We start from the raw sequence: 17,647 nt of genomic DNA, 5'->3' as shown, positions 1-17,647 counted from the left end.
TCTGATGGACTTATCCAAGTCTGATCATCGTTAGTCAATGGATCAAACGGAGCCACCTTCCTGTGTCATCATGCCACCGCTTCTTAGGGCCATTGGCCGGTCGTCCACGGGCGGGCACTCCACAGGCTGTCACCGAGCAGGTCTGCCGTCAGGCAGACACGGGTGAGGAGCTCCTCACCGAACTCTCGGCCACGTTTCGCAAATTAATCGCCGCATTGATGTCGCGGTCGTGGTGTGTGTGACATTCTGGGCACGTCCACTCCCGCATAGCGAGCGGCATTTTCGGCATTTTGTATCCACACGCGGAACACGTTTTGCTGCTCGGATACCAACGGCTCACGATGACCACCGTTTTCCCGCGTTGGGCCGCTTTGTATGCGAGTTGCCGACGGAATTCCCCAAAGCCCATATCGGCAATCGCCCGGGCGAGCGAAGGATTTTTGAGCATCCCGGCGACGTTCAGGTCCTCGATGGCCATGACATCGAAGCGCTGCACGAGATCGGTGGTCAGGTGGTGTAACGCATCCGCCCGGATATTCGCAATCCGCGCATGGAGTCGGGCCATGCGCCGCTGCGTCTTTCGCATATTCTGGGACAAGGGCATGGGCATCCCTTTCGGGAGGGGCTGGCCGGGCTGAAGCCCGGCGCGAACTTTGGCGGCTTCCATCTGGCGACTGAATTGTTTCGATAACCGCCGAAGCTGTGCCAAGGCGTCCGCATAGGCTTTCGGTCCCACGATCTTCTCTCCGGTCGAGAGCGTTGCCAACGCCGACACGCCCAAATCCACGCCGACTACCGCTTGGCTTTCGCGGCGGACACGGGGGGGATCGGGAAGTTCGACGGTGACGCTCAATAACCAGCGATCAGCGGTCCGCGACACGGTGCCTTCTACCACTTTGCCGATAAATCGCAACGGTTCGTGCATGCGCACCCAGCCTCATTTGGGAATATGCACTTTTTGCCCTTTGACCGTGAATTGGTCGTTGGTGAGCGTAAAGCTGTCGTGTCGGCCCTTTTTCTTAAACGTGGGATACTCCGCGATACCGGCAAAGAAATTCTTAAACGCCCGGCCCAAGTGGATCACGGCCATCTGCGGCGCGTTTTTCGTCACTTCCAGCATCCAGGGGAAGGCGTCGCGCTTAAGGGCATTGAGTTGACGTCGCAGGGCCGCCTCGGACGGTTTCCGCAACGTGGGGTCCCCTTTCCACGCATCATATTGCTGCTGCCATTGGTCCAAGGCCCAATTGTAGGCAAAGCGTGCCACACCAGCCGCCTTGCGGAAATACGTCTCCTGTACATCGTTGGGATCGAGGGCAATTTTATGGGCCAAAATCATGACGATGCTTCCTCCACGGCGTGTTTCACGCCCTCCAGCAGTTTTTGATTCTTCCGCGAACGACTGCCATATAACCGCGCTGAAAAGACCGTAATGATTTCAAGAACATCCTGCGCTAACTCCTCTTCGAAGGTCGTATCCTCGCCGTGATTGAGAATCACCACCTCCACCTGCTTGGCTTCGCAGATCGCAAAGACGAGCTCCGCCCCCAAGCGTAAGAGACGATCCTTGTGGGTCACGACCAGCCGACCAACCCGGTCGGCCATGATGTCATTGAGCAGGCGTTTGAGGCCCTTGTTGTGGTAGTTCATCCCCGACCCGAAGTCGGCTATCACCGCAAAGGTCCAGCCTTGGCGGGCACAGTAGAGTTCGAGTACCTGCTTTTGGCGCTCCAGATCCTCTTTCTGGTCGTGGCGCGACACCCGCGCATAGGCGACGGTTTGGCGAGGAGTCCCGTGGTGATGAAACTGATCAGGACGCAAGCGCGCTAAGTCGTAACGACGATACCCACCCGCGGTACGTTCATCGGGTATCAGTTTACCTTCATGCTCCCATCGACGTAACGTCGAGGGCGTCACGCCTAAAAATTCGGCGGCTTCACGAATGCCCATAGGTAAAGATTTATGAAACGGTTAAAACCCTTACAGGGTCCATGGGCCCTGGCTCAGTGAGCACCGCCGGAATTTTTGGCGTAGAACTTGCTCCGACGCGGGTGCGAAGTCTCGTGCAAGCCATCACCGTGGCATCTGGCCGCATCGGCGCCACGCTCACATCCCTCGTATTTCCCGTGCTATTCAAACTGTACGGACAAAACTTTGCCGTGGGCTTCTTAGCCGCTCTTACCGTCATTGCCGCATTGCTGACCGCCTGGGGCATTCCCGAAACCAAACAAGCCAGTTTGGAAGACACAGCCCGCGAGTCATTAGGCGGAGACGCGTCCTTGGCCTATGCCTCCCAACACGATGCCTAAGGGAATCCTCAGGCACTTCTACGGGCTGCTCTTTAGGAGAGCAGCCCTTTCGTTTACACGCCAAAATCCCTCCGGCACCCTCGTTTTGCACCCCAATTTATCCTCAGATGTCCCCCCTGGTTATTAAGATTTAATCCACAGATTTCTGGATTTTGTGGATTACTTGTGGATTGCTTAAAGATTTTCCGCCATATTTAGTGTTCAGCCGACAAATTCGACGACACTATTCACGTATTTTCACCAGATTATCCACAACTTGTGAACAAATGCACAGGCACCAGCTCAAATTATCCCCAATTCCTTGAGCTGTCCTCGTCGGCATTTTGCAGCTTTACAAGACGCTACCGTGGTCCCTCATTTTTCTTTGAAGTCCTCACATTACGGAGAAACACTCACTCCTCTTACAACGTTTATAAAACATTAACAACGCCTTCGCATGGCGATAACATTGGGCTGATACAGTGGCACTGAATTCTTCATCATCATGCGTCACGCTTACCCTCTGCAATACGCGAAAAGAAAGATGGAAAGCCGGCTACACATCCACGCTGTGACAAAGGAGATGCAGTATTTGATGATAGAAACGGCTCGATACCGTATTGAACGCTTCGAAGATCATGGCTGGCACATCACGGCCTTATCCGAACCTGTGGCATGGCCCACCGTGTACGTCAGCACAGAACCAGACCCCAGAGTCCTGGACTTTTCACAGTTAGAGCCTTTGCCCTGGAAGGATCATGGCGTGCTGACCATTCGCCTTAGTCAAAGCATGCGCCATTACGTGCATCTGCACCATGGTGACCACATCGAGACCTTTTCCGACCGGATTGTGCCATTAGAAGGGGGAATTAATTTTCGGGATTTGGGCGGCTACCGCAATCCCCAAGGGCAAATGGTCCGGTGGGGCACCCTGTACCGTTCTGGCAAGCTAAGTGGGCTAACATCAAGGGATCAGGCCTACATCCGCCAACTTGGCATTCAAGTCGTTTGTGATTTGCGCAGCGCCCACGAATTGCAGACAGATCCCACACCCGCTCATCTCGTGCCCACTCTTTCTCATCTGCCCCTAAAATTACGCGAGACGTCGTCCGTACCTGGTCATATTGATCAAGAGACAGCACAAGCGCTATTAAGGGAGAGCTATGAAGCCTTCCCCACGTCCTTAGAGTCTTACACTGCCTTTTTCCGTACCCTGCTGGATAACGAATCGGGTGCCGTGCTCTTTCATTGCACGGCAGGCAAAGACCGTACAGGCGTCACCGCGGCCTTGCTGTTATGGGCCAATTTATCATCCGGCGTGAGCAAGCGCAGGTAGACGCCATGGTCCAAATCGGCTTCTAGGTTCATCGACACACCTCTCTCTAGCGTTTGAGTGCCGACGCAATCACCGCGACAGCATCGAGCAGCACGACGGCAAAAACGCCCGCCGAATGGGCCACCCCGCCCGCAATCGCCATCAGCGGAATAGACAACACAAACAGACCCGCCACAGAACCTGACCCCTGGTTTTTGCGAAATCGCCTAAGAATGAGCCGTTGGTCGTGCGGCGATAGCTGGGCAAGATAGGCGGCCACATCCTCTGGAGTCTCAGGCGACTTCTGCGTGATTAAGTCAAGAATCTGGTCTGCCGTGTGCTCATCGTAATCCGGCCCCAAGGCGCGGTTGGCCTGCAAAATCGCGAGAATTTCTTGTTTATTCACGCCCACGTTCGAAAGCCTCCTCTTTCCTCTTGAAATGTCGCGCGTCCAACGGCCCATGTTATTCCATCTGAGAAGAGCATATCATGACGCCGTTGTGAGGGAGAAAGACATCGCTGGATCCAAGAAAAATAAAGGCACCACACACGCCATAGGGGGCTGAAAAACCTTAACCGCGTATTTATCCGTATTTCATATTCTTCGGGTATGATAGGACTGTATGTCAAATTATGTCCTTGTCGCGCAGGCAACAAGGCAAAGGAGTCGATGAACGTGCCTTTGGGCAGTGCGGCATTGTTAGGGATTATTCAAGGATTTGCAGAACTTTTTCCTTTTTCCAGCTTAGGCCTGTTGGTCATCTTGCCTCATATCGTTCACTTGAATGTGCCAACCCAAGGGGCCCGCTACCTACCATTTCTTGTCGCGTTGCACCTTGGCACCGCCGTTGCCTTGCTGTTACTCTTTCGCCACGAATGGATCGCCGTGGTTCGTGGATGGTTTCTCTGGCTAAAAGGCCAACACACCCTATTAACACACAAAGACCTGCGAATCACCCGTCAAGAGGGGAGCGCCTGGAGCGCTCCCTTTTTACATCTCAACCTTTTTCTTCCCAAGATGGACAGCTTTTGAAAAACGGAGCAGAACCTTGGCCATGGCCTGGTTATGGGTACGTACTGACACCATTGCGCCTTTGGGCCCACAATGAATGTGATGGAAAAAGCCTAGGAAGGAGAAAGCCGATGGTTACATACGACGTCACCGACATCCATTGTCCCTCGTGGACCGAAAGCTGGGTGCTCACCACTATTCGGAACCTAGCACAAGAATTTGACTTGGTGGTCAAAGAAGAAACCACGCTGCTCTCCAAAAAAGGCTCCATTCACTGAAACGCATGAGCCGCCACGGCTGCGAACACCTTCTTGCTTCCACAGGAGACCTGGGATGCCCGCGCGGTCCTGCAGGAATATAAAGGGCAGGTCCTATGTGATCGAACGTTCCATTTTATGAACGATCCGTTGTTCATCAACGCGCTGTTTCTCAAGACCCCAGAACGGTTGGAGGCCTTGGGCTAAGTGGTCTTGATGTATCCGCCGCGGCGAGCTTGTCTAACGCGCGCCCGAAACGATCATCGGCCGCGCCCCCCAACAACAAGGGCACATCCGTCTCCATGAGGCGATCCGCGACCCGATACAGCGGCATCTTACCCATCAACAGGTCTCAGATCATGACAAAAAGCCGTTCCGCCGGAGAAATCCGGGTCCGCGCCGGGTCCCACACCAGCAGACGGTTCAAGAGGTCTATGAGTTCAATATGATCGGCCAGCGCACGAACAAGAGGAGCGAAACCGACGACGCGGCTTGTCGGTTCAGAAATCGTCATCATAGAGAAATACTTCGCCACAGCTATCCGGTATCTTTTTGCGAAATATCACGAATATTAGGTGTCGAAAAGCATTCCCCAAGAGATTCACGTGCTGAAAACCTGCCTGACGACGTCCGAGGGCAAGTGTTCGATCTCCAGAGTGCAAAAGGAGCGGATTAAGAAGGCCCGACGACAGCGTAAAACATGGCAGCGGCGGGCAGCCCGGCGCAAAGACAGGCGCCCAAAACCAAAAGAAAGCCTATCGCAAGGCGGCGCACTACCAGTTCCACCCGTGTATAGTTCCCAGGAATGTGCCGTCTGCACATTCACTGGCCCGGACAATCGGCCCTCACAGGACGCATCGCGTAACGGCACACGGGCTAGAGTTAGTGGGCAGTCGCCGCGGCGTTTCGATAGAAACATGCCAAAGTACGGGTTTTGCCGAAACTATAAAATAACCTCGGACGAGTTGGTGGGCGTTTGCGGCGAATTTATTTGACCGCACCCGTCATGTGAGAATCGATCGAGTTCGCATAGTGGCGCTGCTTTTTGCTAAATTGCCGTGACCACCGCACAACAAAGGGGGAGAGGGTCGGCGCCCAATACCACATGACGGGCACCGGAGGAATGACTTTTTGTGGGGTATTGACCGGGAGATCCGCGTCGCACTGGCTCCATCGGGTGGTTTTGTCGGGCACGGGGGGCACGCCCGTGATTTCGCTCAAGACCGTGACGAGATCGCCCGAGGGACGGCGGATACGGCCCATCCAGACCCCTGGTTTGGCCGCCCGCGTCGCATACGGGACGATCATCCAGTCCTCCAAGAGTCCGGTCTCCCATTGGCGGCGATGTTTCCAGAGAACCAAGACCACTAAGGAAAATATCACCCCCACTATCGGACCTAAGCCGATCGTGAAGATAAATTGAGATGTTTGACCGACGGTTTGGCCCCATACATGAGCAAACGCCTTTTGCGCGCCAAACAACACGACGAGGAGCAAGGCGATCGCATACAGAACAAAGATACCCAAGAGACCCACCATAAAGCCAAAGCCGGCGGCCCCAAACACCGAATCCGTCATCCACCGCCCAATGCCCCAATGAGGTCCCGTGCCACCAAACGGCCATGGACTGCGTTCGCGCACAATACGAAAAGTCCGGTGCAAAGTCCAGATCACAGGACCCGCCAACAGGACTATGATCCCTGCCCAAACGATTGCCGACACAACAGGCTCGCTCATTATTCTACCCTCCATATTTGAAGCCGGATGTTGTGGGAAAACCCGTCGTAATGTCATGGAGCCAGGACGACACGGGCAACGTCCACGGAGCGGTGGCTAGGGCATAACGTCCGATGAAAATGCTGGAGGCATAACTAGCCATAGGCTGCTCGGCACCAAGTTGAGTTAGACCCTTAGCCAGGATACCATTTAATGCGCCAAAGCCAAAATTTCCATCTCTGCGGTTATCGCTTTCCGAATTAGCTACATCGGAATGAAGAGATCCAACGACTGCCCGAGTCGACCAAAGCCGAGCCGTTCGTAAAAGGGGATGAGGTGGACAGTCTTGGCTTGGACTAGCACTCCAGCTAATCCGATGTCCGCCTGGAGACGTTCGGCGCGCTTCAGAGCATCAGCCACTAAAGCGGAGCCGATTCCTTGCCCTTGAATGGTCGTCGAGATCCCTAATCGTCCCAATAAGGCGACTGGAACTAAGGGATATTTGGGATACAATTTAATCCATTGCGTCGGCAGGTGACTAGTTCTATCGTCGCAGCTGATAGGGTATAAAATCCGATCACCTCTAAAGGCTGTATCTCATCGATTAACACGTACACGACAGATACGCCACGTTTCATGTTCCAGAGGAAAACGACGCGCGATGATGCTATCTCGTCGCAATTTTTCCATGCGATACGTCGCTGGCATAGGTGACTAATCCGACTCAATCATTTCGTCGTGACGTCTCATCGCGTCACCCAGAGCTTGCGGGGAACGCGCAGTTTGATCCAGCAGCATTTCGGTAAATTGTCGGCTCACCATCTCGCTCAGTTGGATGTGATGATGCCGCGCCAAGAGGTCTTGGCATGATGTTTGACGGCTACGAGCACAAAATCCGAAAGACTCAAACCTTCCATAGCGGCCGCTGTTTCGATCAACTGCTTATCTTCGGGCCGAAGACGAGCTTCTAAACGGGCCGTCCGGTTGGCGATGTTGGATGATAAAGAATCAAAGAGTGATTTTATGATTTACCTGGTACACTACAAAAATTTAGAAAAAGTTCCCATTTCTTAAGGGATAAATAATGTGTTTTGTTGAATTGATTTTAGTCTCAAAAATTCGGTCATCTCCTGGTCGACATACCATCCTCTCAATTGGTACAAAGCAAAAACACAAGCACCTATGTGAGGTGCCTGTGTTTTTAGGGCATCGGCCTTACTTTAAAATATTTCAGGATCCGGTTTTACTATACGTAGGGGTCTGATCCACTGGGCTGATGTCTTCGAGCGACCGACCAGACGGTTCGGGTAATAATAAGGTCAGCAAAACCCCAACGATGGCAAACACGAAGGTTATCGTCAACGTTCCGTTAAGGCCCAACGCTTTCACCAATAAGGGGAAGGCAAACACTCCAATAAACGCCCCGAATTTTGCGACGCCTGCCGAGAAACCATGTCCTGTGGCCCGGACACTGGTGGGATAGACTTCGGCGGACAAGACAAAGGTCGTGGTGTTCGGGCCAAATTCGGCAAAGAAATAGCTGATCCCAAAGATCAGAAGGAACGGAAGAATATCATGCGTCAAGTTGGGTACAATACCGATGACTCCAAACGCCGCACCCATGATTAAGAATCCCAACCATTGCAAGCGGCGATGGCCAATCTTGTCAATCGTCATAAAGGCTAAGATATAACCGGGTACAGCCGCCACGGCAAAGATGATAAGGGACCAGGCAATACTCGTCACATCCGTCGCATGAGGAGCTACACTTTTAATCACCAACGGAAGCGATATCGAGTTTCCGTAGTAGGCGTAGTCAAACAACGCCCAACTACCTGCGGTACCCAACAGCAAGCGCCAATATCGTCCTTGCGATAACATCTCCTTCAACGACAACTTACGTGTGGGTTCCTTTTCATCGACAATGCCGACTTCGTTGCCTGCGAAATTCTTGAGTCCCAAGGCGGCCTGTTTGTCCGCACCGCGCACTTGGGCTAAATACCGGGGCGATTCGGGCATCCGCCGACGCAAGAGAATGACAGCCGTAGCGGGAATAGCGCCTAAGCCCAACATTAAGCGCCATGCAATATCCGGGTTAATACCTGAACTCAAAAGGGTTAGGGCCACAATCGGTCCCGTAATCAAGCCGAGAGCCTGCATTGAGAACACCAAGCTGACTAATTTGCCGCGGTCTTTGGTGTTAGCAAATTCACTCATTAAAACGGCCGACATCGGATAGTCGCCACCGATACCCAGCCCCATGATAAACCGGAATATCAGAAGCCAAAGCACGTTGGGAGAAAAGGCGGACAAAATAGCAGCAAATGCGGCAATTAGGGCGGTCGATCCCAGCAATCCAATCATGGCCGATGAGGGATGCCACTGCGCTTTAATCAGGACAAGAGCCGCACCAATAATAAAGAGGTCGTAGGCGTCTGTAAAAAACCCCATCCCAGCGGTCAGTACGGCACGCAAATGGAATAGACCTAAAGGCGCTTCATTTAATGTTTGTGTTACCGTTTTTGATGACATAAAGTCCTCCTCAAAAGAGTTTGACGATCCATTGGAGTGTGAGAACCATCTACACGTGATAAGAGCTGGAAACAAAATTCATTATGCGAGGAGGGAATTAAGACCCTAAGAAGGTTATGTGAAGAAAAGGTTAAGATCAAGTTAGTGTTTTGTGGCCTAAAACTCTTGAGGCGTATCCAAGAGTTTATTTAAAATCCGCTGCAAATCCGTTTGGTCTGCTTGAGGAAGCGTTTCGAGAACCTGGGCTAGTGCTTGCACCCGAGTTTGATGCCACTCTTGCCAAGCTGATGTTCCTAGGGGCGTCACCGTAATAGAGACACGGCGTTGATCGTTGGGCGAACGTAAGCGCGTGACGTAGCCTGAGCGTTCGAGCCGCTGTGTGGTAATGCTCATGGCCGAAACACTGACACCCCAAAACGCGGCTAACGCAGAAACCGACAGCGGGCCGCACCGGCTCAGGTGCTTGAGTAACCGATATTGTTCCGAGGTAATGTCCGTCTGAATGGTTTTGGACCGCATACGCCACCGGCGCCATAGTTCCCACAGCATTTCAACCGACCGTTCTGAATCTGCCTGAGGTGAGATTGACGTTGTCATGTATTTGATAATACCATCAAACTATTAACCCATAAAAGTATTTAGTGAAAGCGAGGAAAGCCCTATGGGGATGCATTCGGGTATGGGATGGGGTGGCGGAGGACCTTTACATTCCGTTTGGGAACAAAGAAAGTCCTTACAATATTTAAAAAGTGGGGGGCGGCCAAGTAAGGAAACCGTTCAGCGTTTATGGAAGGTCCTAAAACCGCACCATAGGCTGCTGGCGTTAGCCATGACGTTGACGACCTTAGGCGTGGTTTTAGCCCTAGTTCCGCCCTTGATTATTCGTGCGATTATCGATAACGCCATCGCCCACCGTCACCTAACCCTCCTGATGTGGTTAGCCGCCGCCTTGTTGCTTTTCCCTGCGGTCAAAGCACTCGTATCCGTGGCCCAAAACTATCTCAACACAGTTGTCTCCCAAAGCGTTATCCACGATTTGCGCACAGCCCTTTACGAACACGGCCAGCACTTGGGCATCGACTTCTTTACCCATACCCCCAGCGGGGAGATCCACTCCCGTTTAATTAACGATCTCAATGCCGTGCAGCAAGTCCTTAGCCGCACATTAACCGGCCTGTTTGTCAATGGCTTAACGGTACTCCTCACCTTGAGCATGATGTTTTTCCTTAATTGGCGACTCGCCCTAGTTTCTGCCATCATCCTCCCCGTCTTCGCCTTGCCTGTCGTCAGTTACGGCCAAAAAACGTATACCGCGATCACCACCGCTCAAAATCGGCTCGCCGAGTTGACAGCCCACCTGGAAGAAACACTGAGTCTTTCTGGCATCGTGGTGGTGAAAAGTTTCGGGACCCGCGCGCGAGAAGCGCAGCACTTTCGTTCCCTGAGTGAAAAGGTCAAGCAAGCCCAAATCCAGCAAAATCTCGTGGGCCAATGGCTATCATTCGTGGTGCAAGCCTTGTCCGCTGTCGGTCCAGCTCTGTTGTATGGATATGGCGGCTACTTAGTCATCGCGGGACAAACCCAATTGGGGACCATTGTGGCCTTCGCTACGTATTTAACCCAGCTCTTTAATCCAGCGTCGTCCTTAGCCGGATCCAACACTACGTTAATCGGAGGGCTTGCCTTATTTGACCGGATTTTTCAGTTTCTCGATTTACCCATTTCCGTCCCTGAGCCGCTTACCTCGGCGCCCGCCCCAGGACCAACCCCGTCTTCGCCCATTCGCATTCACTTCGAACACGTCTCTTTTTCCTATCCGAAGGGCGAAGAGGTATTGCACGATATTACCTTCACCGCCCGCGGCGGACACTTGACCGCATTAGTCGGGCCCAGCGGCGCCGGCAAAACAACCTTGTTGTCCTTAGCCGCACGCTTTTATGATCCCACAGCAGGCCATGTCCTATTAGAAAACACACCCTTGACCCATTTCAACGAAGACACGCTGCGCCAAACGATCGCCGTAGTCACGCAAGATTTGTTCTTGTTTCATACCACCTTGGAACAGAACATTCGTTATGGCCAACCCACCGCATCCGAAAGCGAGCTCATGGAGGCTGTCCAAGCGGCACAGTTAGAAGATCTCGTCGCGCAGTTACCCCAAGGTCTTCAAACGGTGGTCGGAGAGCGCGGGTACCGGTTATCGGGCGGAGAAAAACAGCGCGTGGCCATTGCCCGCGCTATTTTACAAAATCCTCGCGTTCTGTTGCTAGACGAAGCCACAAGCTCTTTAGATTCCCATGCCGAACGGCTGATTCAAGACGCGCTCGCCCGCCTCTTTCACGGCCGGACGGTCATTGCTATTGCCCATCGTCTGTCAACCATTTTGGCCGCTGACCAAATTATTGTCGTGCAGAACGGTCAAATCGTCGACCAAGGACGTCACTTAGAGCTGTTAGCCCGTAACGGGCTGTACGCCCATCTCTATCACGAACAATTCGACGCTGCGGACGTCTCCACCGTTACTGCGCCTGAGCACTCCATAAACGGCATAATTCCACCAGTAATGCTGCCCCATAACCCGTAGCGCCCGCTCCGTCTTGTCCACTAAACGCCAAACCCGCGATATCCAAATGCGCCCACGGTGTCTCCTTGGCAAAGTGTCCAATAAAGAGACCGGCGGAAACAGTACCCGCTGGACGCCCTCCGCTATTCTTGAGATCCGCAATCGTGCTGTCATTCAGGTGCGCATACTCGGGATCATGAGGCAATTCCCAGACCGGTTCTTCCATCTGGTCGCCGGCTTGCGCGACCAACTGTCCCAACGATGCATCGTTGGTGATAAGCGCGGCGCGAATGCCGCCCAACGCCACCACGTTCGCCCCCGTTAATGTCGCGATATCGACGACCGCGGCCGCGCCGTTTTGGCGAGCAAATGTGAGTGCATCGGCTAGAACCAAGCGGCCTTCCGCATCCGTAGAAATAATCTCCACGCGCGTGTTATCAAGCATCGTCAACACATCCCCTGGCCGGTAGGCGCCGCCACCGGGGAGATTTTCTGCCAAAGGCGCTAACGCCATCAGGTTTATGGGCAGGGCGAGATCTGCTACGACGCGTAACGCGGCCATCACCGCGGCCGATCCAGCCATGTCGCCTTTTAAGCGCCCCATGCCTTCGGCGGGTTTTAACGAAATGCCCCCGCTGTCAAAGGTAATGCCCTTGCCAACAAGCGCTAGCCAAGGCCCCTCACCATTCCCGTGGTACCGCCCTTCAAGCAGTACAGGAGGCCGGGTGCTGCCTGAGCCCACCGCCAATATGCCCCCAGCGCCCATTTCGAACAAATCCTGCTCATGATACGCATGAAACGTCACTGAGCTCGGGGCGTCTTTTTGATATTCCAGAGCTAAATCTTCTGGGGACTTTTCATTAGGCGGCATGTTGACCCAGTCCCGAGTTAATGACTGGGCTTGCGCAATGCGAACCAGGCGCACGAGCCCTGACTCTTGATCCTCTCCGGCCACCACCGTGACACTCTGAACTGGTGCTGCGGATTTCAGGCCCACGTAACGGTAAAACCCTTGCTCCAATCCGGTAATAACCGAGGGCAGCGACTCCCTCGCCATGCCTTTAATCCAGACACCAACGCTCTGTGCTCCCATTTTCGCCGCGTTTTGCGCAGCCTCACGGTACACTTTCTGTCGCAGTTGACGAACAGGCGCAGCATGCACGACTAGCACGAGATGAGAGTTCAGGTGCATCGTAAGAAACGAACCTTCCGGGATAGAGGGAAGGGCTTCCTCCTCCAAAACCGTTTCCTTTATGTATAAAGGCCAGAGCTCGTGCGGCACGATCCAAGCCTGGGGTTGAACTTCTGGGATATGCGTAGTCACGGTCCATTGCCTCATCATTCAGTCACCTCATGGTATGGGATGTCCAGGGAGGATTGCTAGGCAAAAATCCTGGGGTACTTTTCATCTTACCGCATTGCTTGGCAATATGACGCATAGGCACCAGCACAATGTTTTGGGCCGTTTTCAGAATCCAAAAAAATTTATGGACAGACCAATGTGTATATTGTATATTACCCTCTAATCTAAACAAACCAGAAGGAGGGTGGCTATGCACAAATCGGCTTCCTGGCGTATCACGGCTATTGGTCTTATCGGAATTCTTGCGTCTGGTTGCGGTGCGACCTCATCGGCTTCCCACTCTGCAACCCCGGCTAATGGCGGTACCGCTGTTATCGCATTAGCTCCCCAAACCTCGCCAAACTGGTTTTTTCCCGTGCGCGCGGTTGGTTATGGTTCGGATGTCAATATGCAGCTCGAAGGACTCATGTACAAACCGCTCCTTGATATTACGCCGAGCGATGGGATCAACTTCGCGCATTCGTTAGTGTCATCGATTGACGTGTCCTCCAACGACACCGTCTTTACTCTGCATCTTAATTCGCGTTACCGCTGGTCAAACAATACTCCCATCACCGCACAAGATGTCGTTTTCGCCTGGAAGATCATTGATACGACCAGTTCCTCAGCGCCGAATCTTCCATGGATTCATGCCGGCAGTGGCGTGGGTGGGGTGCCTACCCTTTGGAAAAGTGTCGTCGCGCTAAATCCCCAAACCGTCGTGGTCACCCTGAAAAGCCCTTCCAATCCGGTGTGGTTTGAACACAATGGGCTGGCTCCCATTACGCCCGTGCCGGAAGCGGTGTGGAATAAATATCCCCAAAACTTTATGCAGGAATTGGCCTATATCAAATCGGTGGCCAATTCGCCCACCGCAGCGCCCTACCATATCGTCGACGGCCCGTATCAATTTGCCAGCATGCAAGCCAACAACGACTGGGTATTTGTACCCAATCCGCATTACGGCGGACACCCTTCCTCGTTATCCAAAGTCATCTTTCAGTATGAAACCTCCCCGCAAGCCGAATTTGAGGGATTAAAGACGGGGACAATCACATTAGGATACTTACCTTCATCGTTGTGGAGCTCCCGACAAGAGCTGACCCACGATGTCCTCAATACCGCCTATCTCTTTGGATTCGACTACTTGCAGCCGAACTTGAATCCGAATGCCCCAGGTGGACTCGGTGTCGCCTTCAATCAGCGCTATGTCCGTGAAGCGCTCGAAATGGGGATTAATCAAGAAGGCATCATTAAGGCTTTTTACCATGGTCACGGGGTTGTCGAGGACAGCCCAATCCCTGCTAAACCACCAACAAAATTCTATGACTCCGCCCTCAGCCATCCGCTTTACCCCTATAATCCTGAGCAGGGCAAAAAGCTCTTGGAAGCCCACGGTTGGCGACTGGTCAATGGGGTGATGACTAAAGGCTCGACCCAACTCCGATTTACACTGACGTACGTCAGTGGGAGCAATACCGACGCTGACATCGTGCAGCTTATTAAGAGCACATGGGCCAAAGAAGGCATTGCTGTCACCCTCACACCACAACCCTTTGATCAGATTATTGCGCAGGCTAATCAAACCGATCCGACCAAGTGGAATATGGTGTGGTGGGGCGGAGGCTGGACTTATGAGCCCGATTTCTATCCGACAGGCGGAGGGTTATTTAAGTCGGGAGCGGGTGCTAATTTTGGCGGATACTCCAGTTCCGAAATGAACCAACTCATTGCCGAAACGTATGCCCCAGGCTCTGCTGCACAATCCCAAAGCCGACTGGATGCCTATCAAGCGTGGGCCGCGAAAGACTTGCCCGTCTTGTGGATGCCGTGGACTCCCGCCTTTAACGTCCATGCCGTGAATTTACATGGGACGGTCAAGACCTTCAACCCGGTCTCCGACTTGTTGTCTCCGAATTATTGGACTTTGTCCCAATAGGGAGACCGTCCTATTCATGTCCCTAATTCCTGCCAATAAGTGGCAGGAATTTTTTTGCAGACACGCTTTATGCCAGCTACGGGCTAAGCGCTAATTGGGGCTAAAGAGAGTCTCGCCTTGTGAAAGTCTGAACATTGCGTGCCCCTTGCTTCTTTGCCACGAGGCCCTAAAAATATTATATGCTGTTCCCAATGGGGTGGAAAAGCATTGTCCAAGAACAAGATGGTACGGCCGTTTCTCAAGTGGGCGGGAGGGAAGCGGCAGTTGTTGCCGGAGCTCCGGCGCTATTATCCAAAGAACTTTCACCGCTATTATGAACCGTTTGTGGGAGCCGGGGCTGTGCTCTTTGATCTTCAGCCATTACAGGCCGTTGTCAACGACATGAATAGCGAACTCATCAACACCTACCGCGTAGTGGCGAATGACGTCGAAGCCCTCATTGCTAACATGGCCAAGCATCACAACGACAAGGAATATTACTACCAATTAAGAGGCCTCGACCGGACTGCGCAATATCGGGAGTTAACCGACGTCGAACGAGCATCCCGCATCATTTTCCTGAACAAGACATGTTTTAACGGTCTTTTTAGGGTCAATAGCCACGGGCATTTTAATGTGCCATTTGGACACTACAAGAATCCAACTATTATCGATGAGACCGCATTGCGGGCGACTAGCCAGTACCTGTCCTCAAACGGCATCTCATTAACGAATATGGATTTTGAACAGGCTCTACAAGGTGCCACAAAAGGAGATTTTGTGTATCTTGACCCGCCTTATGATCCCATTTCAGATACCGCATCTTTCACGGCATATGATCGCGGAGGGTTCGACCGCAACCAGCAGATTCGACTCAAATCGGTGTTTGATGATCTCAACCGCCGAGGCTGTCACGTGCTGCTAAGCAATTCAGCGACCGCCTTTATTAAAGACTTATATCGCGACTATCCCATGCAGATTATTGGTGCAAACCGGGCTATCAATTCCGATGCAAAGCATCGGGGCAAGATCGATGAAGTGCTCGTGATGAACTATGATACCTCAGCGAACGCTGTTGGTTCTAGACTCTGACGCGGCCATTTGGTAATTGTATGGCCTGACCACCAATAGCCATTCATCACGAAATTTCGGACACTGGTGTTTCGTAAAAGAGAGTGCAGGGTTAGGTCTCATCAGTGAGCCAGATAGTCTCTACAAGTTTTAGCGCAGGAGTAGCCATCATGCTATAATCGAAAGACATAGTCGTGAAAGGTGGGTCGATCATGCGCATATCACCATGGGCGAATCCGACCTTTCGTATCACGCCCCCCTAAAATCCTCTTACTGAAATAGAAACCTATCTATCATAATGAGGGGATTGCTATGTCTATTAGGCAATATCCCCAGTTCTTGCGCTACTGGATTGGTGACACCGCGTCCTTATGGGCTGGCAATGCTTTTCAAGTCGCCCTCTATTGGACCTTGGCGTCTTATGCCCACGTTGCCCAAGAACTGGGTTGGCTAAGCTTTTTCTCGACAGCTCCCGTTTTAGGCGGCGGCCCTATCGTGGCTGGGTTATTTCAGCGCTTTGGCATTCGTCGTGTGATGGTTGCGGACTTTTGGATGCGCTCTGGCGTATACGCGGCTCTTGCGTTTTGGCTCACCTTGCATGGTTTCAGGCATCTTTGGTTTATTGATGGGGCAAGCGCCCTATGGGGTCTGACCTTTATTGCCAATACTAGTGGTGGGCCTAGCTTATGGCCACGCCTATTACCTGAAACAAACCTGCCGCTCGCCATGAAGTTAGAGCAAACAGGATGGAATATCTCAGCGGTAGGCGGCTCACTTACGGGTGGGTTGCTAGCTATGGTGTTCCCACTAAAAACGCTGGCCTTGATTGTTAGTGGGATCTTTTTTCTGGCGGGTCTGAATCTTGCGGTACTCTTTCTCCCTCCCCAAGGTGCTCCCCAAGCCATTCACGAAGCGCACGCCTCCTTTCGGCCATGGTCACTGGTGCGGTCCGATATGCGCCTTTGGGCCCCACTGCTCGTATTTTGGCTAAGCAATTTCGGGGAGGGCGACTTGACGGTGGTGCAACCAATTATGGTGCACAAATGGCATGCGCCGGCATTGGCTTATGCTCTGTTGGAAAGCTTGGGTGCCCTAATGGGAACGGTGGGGACGTGGTTTTGGCCTCGTCGCCGTTCCACACGTCCTCTTTTAACTAGGCTATGGCTGATGCAAACCGTGGCGGGACTTGCTCTGGCCGGCTATGGATCGGCATCAGGCACCCGTTGTGGGCGTTTGTGGGGATCACTGTCAACGCGGCGATGGCTGGAGGAACCAGTATCTTTGTCATGCAGTTGCGGTTCGGTGCGATACCCGAAGAGCACCGCGCGGTGGTCCTTACGCACATCCGGACCCTTCTTCAAGCCGCCGGACCTCTTGGTGCTTTGGCGGCCGGGCAATGGCTCGCGCATCACACCTTAGGCCCCGCGATCGGTGGGGCTGTTCTCATCTCTGTTGTTCCCAGTATGGGACTGTTAGGAGCCACGTGGTGGCGGACAATCGGTTAAGTTTTTGCTGAAGGTATCGCCCTCGTTAGGACGCTAACGAGGGCATCTGTTCGTTCCTAAGCCATCGGCTGCAAAAAAGGGGCAACAACAGCGGTACAAAGAACGTAGACCTTGCCAAAAAACCATAGGTG

The 17,647-nt window shown here is 52.9% G+C and carries 19 protein-coding genes; 8 read left to right on the top strand and 11 right to left on the bottom strand.

Going from position 1 to position 17,647, the window contains the following annotated elements; translation table 11 throughout:
- Positions 1 to 148: 148 nt before the first annotated feature.
- The 3 genes from ORD20_RS00180 to ORD20_RS00170 are packed head-to-tail and all read right to left on the bottom strand — an operon-like array spanning position 149 to position 1,947.
- Positions 149 to 925, bottom strand: coding sequence for an RNA-guided endonuclease InsQ/TnpB family protein (locus ORD20_RS00180; protein WP_103375911.1), 777 nt, complete (start codon positions 923 to 925; stop codon positions 149 to 151).
- A gap of 12 nt (positions 926 to 937) precedes the next feature.
- Complete coding sequence (locus ORD20_RS00175) at positions 938 to 1,336, bottom strand: RNA-guided endonuclease InsQ/TnpB family protein (protein WP_430626386.1); 399 nt, start codon at positions 1,334 to 1,336, stop codon at positions 938 to 940.
- Positions 1,333 to 1,947, bottom strand: coding sequence for an IS607 family transposase (locus ORD20_RS00170; protein ID WP_430626385.1), 615 nt, complete (start codon positions 1,945 to 1,947; stop codon positions 1,333 to 1,335). The genes ORD20_RS00175 and ORD20_RS00170 overlap by 4 nt, the downstream gene beginning before the upstream one ends.
- A gap of 56 nt (positions 1,948 to 2,003) precedes the next feature.
- On the opposite strand from ORD20_RS00170, the gene ORD20_RS00165 reads away from it, so the two are divergent.
- Positions 2,004 to 2,306, top strand: coding sequence for an MFS transporter (locus tag ORD20_RS00165; RefSeq protein WP_103373962.1), 303 nt, complete (start codon positions 2,004 to 2,006; stop codon positions 2,304 to 2,306).
- A 574-nt stretch (positions 2,307 to 2,880) separates the two neighbouring features.
- A complete protein-coding gene (locus tag ORD20_RS00160; RefSeq protein ID WP_430626737.1) occupies positions 2,881 to 3,621 on the top strand; it encodes a tyrosine-protein phosphatase in 741 nt (246 codons plus the stop codon).
- Between the two features lie 46 nt (positions 3,622 to 3,667).
- Here the strand turns inward: ORD20_RS00160 and ORD20_RS00155 are convergent, their stop codons facing one another.
- On the bottom strand, positions 3,668 to 4,012 hold the full coding sequence (locus ORD20_RS00155; protein ID WP_103373965.1) for a hypothetical protein: 345 nt from the start codon (positions 4,010 to 4,012) through the stop codon (positions 3,668 to 3,670).
- A 258-nt stretch (positions 4,013 to 4,270) separates the two neighbouring features.
- Between ORD20_RS00155 and ORD20_RS00150 the strand changes: the two genes are divergently transcribed.
- Together ORD20_RS00150 and ORD20_RS00145 are read left to right on the top strand one after the other, a co-directional pair.
- Positions 4,271 to 4,633, top strand: coding sequence for an undecaprenyl-diphosphate phosphatase (locus ORD20_RS00150; RefSeq protein ID WP_430626384.1), 363 nt, complete (start codon positions 4,271 to 4,273; stop codon positions 4,631 to 4,633).
- Positions 4,634 to 4,743: 110 nt separating this feature from the next.
- On the top strand, positions 4,744 to 4,890 hold the full coding sequence (locus tag ORD20_RS00145; RefSeq protein WP_430626383.1) for a hypothetical protein: 147 nt from the start codon (positions 4,744 to 4,746) through the stop codon (positions 4,888 to 4,890).
- A gap of 331 nt (positions 4,891 to 5,221) precedes the next feature.
- Here the strand turns inward: ORD20_RS00145 and ORD20_RS00140 are convergent, their stop codons facing one another.
- From ORD20_RS00140 to ORD20_RS00115, 6 genes are all read right to left on the bottom strand, one after another.
- On the bottom strand, positions 5,222 to 5,386 hold the full coding sequence (locus ORD20_RS00140; RefSeq protein WP_158246112.1) for a hypothetical protein: 165 nt from the start codon (positions 5,384 to 5,386) through the stop codon (positions 5,222 to 5,224).
- Between the two features lie 470 nt (positions 5,387 to 5,856).
- Positions 5,857 to 6,606, bottom strand: coding sequence for a hypothetical protein (locus tag ORD20_RS00135; protein ID WP_103373969.1), 750 nt, complete (start codon positions 6,604 to 6,606; stop codon positions 5,857 to 5,859).
- Positions 6,607 to 6,849: 243 nt separating this feature from the next.
- Positions 6,850 to 7,098 carry a GNAT family N-acetyltransferase gene (locus ORD20_RS00130; protein WP_158246113.1) on the bottom strand — a complete coding sequence of 83 codons (249 nt, stop codon included), beginning with the start codon at positions 7,096 to 7,098 and terminating at the stop codon, positions 6,850 to 6,852.
- 314 nt (positions 7,099 to 7,412) lie between these two features.
- Positions 7,413 to 7,577: a DUF1778 domain-containing protein gene (locus tag ORD20_RS00125; protein ID WP_430626736.1), complete on the bottom strand. Its 165-nt coding sequence runs from the start codon at positions 7,575 to 7,577 to the stop codon at positions 7,413 to 7,415.
- Positions 7,578 to 7,815: 238 nt separating this feature from the next.
- The gene (locus ORD20_RS00120) at positions 7,816 to 9,117 is read right to left on the bottom strand and encodes an MFS transporter (RefSeq protein ID WP_430626382.1); all 1,302 of its coding nucleotides are present in this window, start codon (positions 9,115 to 9,117) and stop codon (positions 7,816 to 7,818) included.
- 156 nt (positions 9,118 to 9,273) lie between these two features.
- The gene (locus ORD20_RS00115; protein WP_158246115.1) at positions 9,274 to 9,666 is read right to left on the bottom strand and encodes a MarR family winged helix-turn-helix transcriptional regulator; all 393 of its coding nucleotides are present in this window, start codon (positions 9,664 to 9,666) and stop codon (positions 9,274 to 9,276) included.
- Between the two features lie 112 nt (positions 9,667 to 9,778).
- On the opposite strand from ORD20_RS00115, the gene ORD20_RS00110 reads away from it, so the two are divergent.
- Positions 9,779 to 11,701, top strand: coding sequence for an ABC transporter ATP-binding protein (locus ORD20_RS00110; RefSeq protein WP_103373974.1), 1,923 nt, complete (start codon positions 9,779 to 9,781; stop codon positions 11,699 to 11,701).
- Here ORD20_RS00110 and ORD20_RS00105 read toward each other — a convergent pair.
- Positions 11,637 to 13,022 carry a leucyl aminopeptidase family protein gene (locus ORD20_RS00105; protein ID WP_103373975.1) on the bottom strand — a complete coding sequence of 462 codons (1,386 nt, stop codon included), beginning with the start codon at positions 13,020 to 13,022 and terminating at the stop codon, positions 11,637 to 11,639. The two genes, ORD20_RS00110 and ORD20_RS00105, sit on opposite strands and share 65 nt — an antisense overlap.
- 211 nt (positions 13,023 to 13,233) lie before the next feature.
- Between ORD20_RS00105 and ORD20_RS00100 the strand changes: the two genes are divergently transcribed.
- From ORD20_RS00100 to ORD20_RS00090, 3 genes are all read left to right on the top strand, one after another.
- Positions 13,234 to 14,961: a peptide ABC transporter substrate-binding protein gene (locus tag ORD20_RS00100; RefSeq protein ID WP_103373977.1), complete on the top strand. Its 1,728-nt coding sequence runs from the start codon at positions 13,234 to 13,236 to the stop codon at positions 14,959 to 14,961.
- A gap of 207 nt (positions 14,962 to 15,168) precedes the next feature.
- Entirely contained in the window at positions 15,169 to 16,032 is an 864-nt protein-coding gene (locus tag ORD20_RS00095; protein WP_103373978.1) for a DNA adenine methylase, read from the top strand.
- Between the two features lie 291 nt (positions 16,033 to 16,323).
- Positions 16,324 to 17,430, top strand: a complete 1,107-nt coding sequence (locus ORD20_RS00090) for an MFS transporter (protein WP_103373979.1) — start codon at positions 16,324 to 16,326, stop codon at positions 17,428 to 17,430.
- Positions 17,431 to 17,647 lie beyond the last annotated feature (217 nt).

It is taken from the genome of Sulfobacillus thermotolerans (genome assembly GCF_039623705.1).
Lineage (GTDB): Bacteria > Bacillota > Sulfobacillia > Sulfobacillales > Sulfobacillaceae > Sulfobacillus > Sulfobacillus thermotolerans.
The sequence above is the reverse complement of the archived record's forward strand: the minus strand, read 5'-3'. Positions and strand labels throughout refer to the sequence as shown.

Bases quoted from the DNA above. Each gene is read 5' to 3' on its own strand.
- ORD20_RS00110 (WP_103373974.1), top strand. From the start codon at position 9,779: ATGGGGATGCATTCGGGTATGGGATGGGGTGGCGGAGGACCTTTACAT.
- ORD20_RS00160 (WP_430626737.1), top strand. From the start codon at position 2,881: ATGATAGAAACGGCTCGATACCGTATTGAACGCTTCGAAGATCATGGC.
- ORD20_RS00145 (WP_430626383.1), top strand. From the start codon at position 4,744: ATGGTTACATACGACGTCACCGACATCCATTGTCCCTCGTGGACCGAA.
- ORD20_RS00100 (WP_103373977.1), top strand. From the start codon at position 13,234: ATGCACAAATCGGCTTCCTGGCGTATCACGGCTATTGGTCTTATCGGA.
- ORD20_RS00135 (WP_103373969.1), bottom strand. From the start codon at position 6,606: ATGAGCGAGCCTGTTGTGTCGGCAATCGTTTGGGCAGGGATCATAGTC.
- ORD20_RS00180 (WP_103375911.1), bottom strand. From the start codon at position 925: ATGCACGAACCGTTGCGATTTATCGGCAAAGTGGTAGAAGGCACCGTG.
- ORD20_RS00115 (WP_158246115.1), bottom strand. From the start codon at position 9,666: ATGCTGTGGGAACTATGGCGCCGGTGGCGTATGCGGTCCAAAACCATT.
- ORD20_RS00170 (WP_430626385.1), bottom strand. From the start codon at position 1,947: ATGGGCATTCGTGAAGCCGCCGAATTTTTAGGCGTGACGCCCTCGACG.
- ORD20_RS00105 (WP_103373975.1), bottom strand. From the start codon at position 13,022: ATGATGAGGCAATGGACCGTGACTACGCATATCCCAGAAGTTCAACCC.
- ORD20_RS00140 (WP_158246112.1), bottom strand. From the start codon at position 5,386: ATGATGACGATTTCTGAACCGACAAGCCGCGTCGTCGGTTTCGCTCCT.
- ORD20_RS00150 (WP_430626384.1), top strand. From the start codon at position 4,271: ATGAACGTGCCTTTGGGCAGTGCGGCATTGTTAGGGATTATTCAAGGA.
- ORD20_RS00090 (WP_103373979.1), top strand. From the start codon at position 16,324: ATGTCTATTAGGCAATATCCCCAGTTCTTGCGCTACTGGATTGGTGAC.
- ORD20_RS00175 (WP_430626386.1), bottom strand. From the start codon at position 1,336: ATGATTTTGGCCCATAAAATTGCCCTCGATCCCAACGATGTACAGGAG.
- ORD20_RS00120 (WP_430626382.1), bottom strand. From the start codon at position 9,117: ATGTCATCAAAAACGGTAACACAAACATTAAATGAAGCGCCTTTAGGT.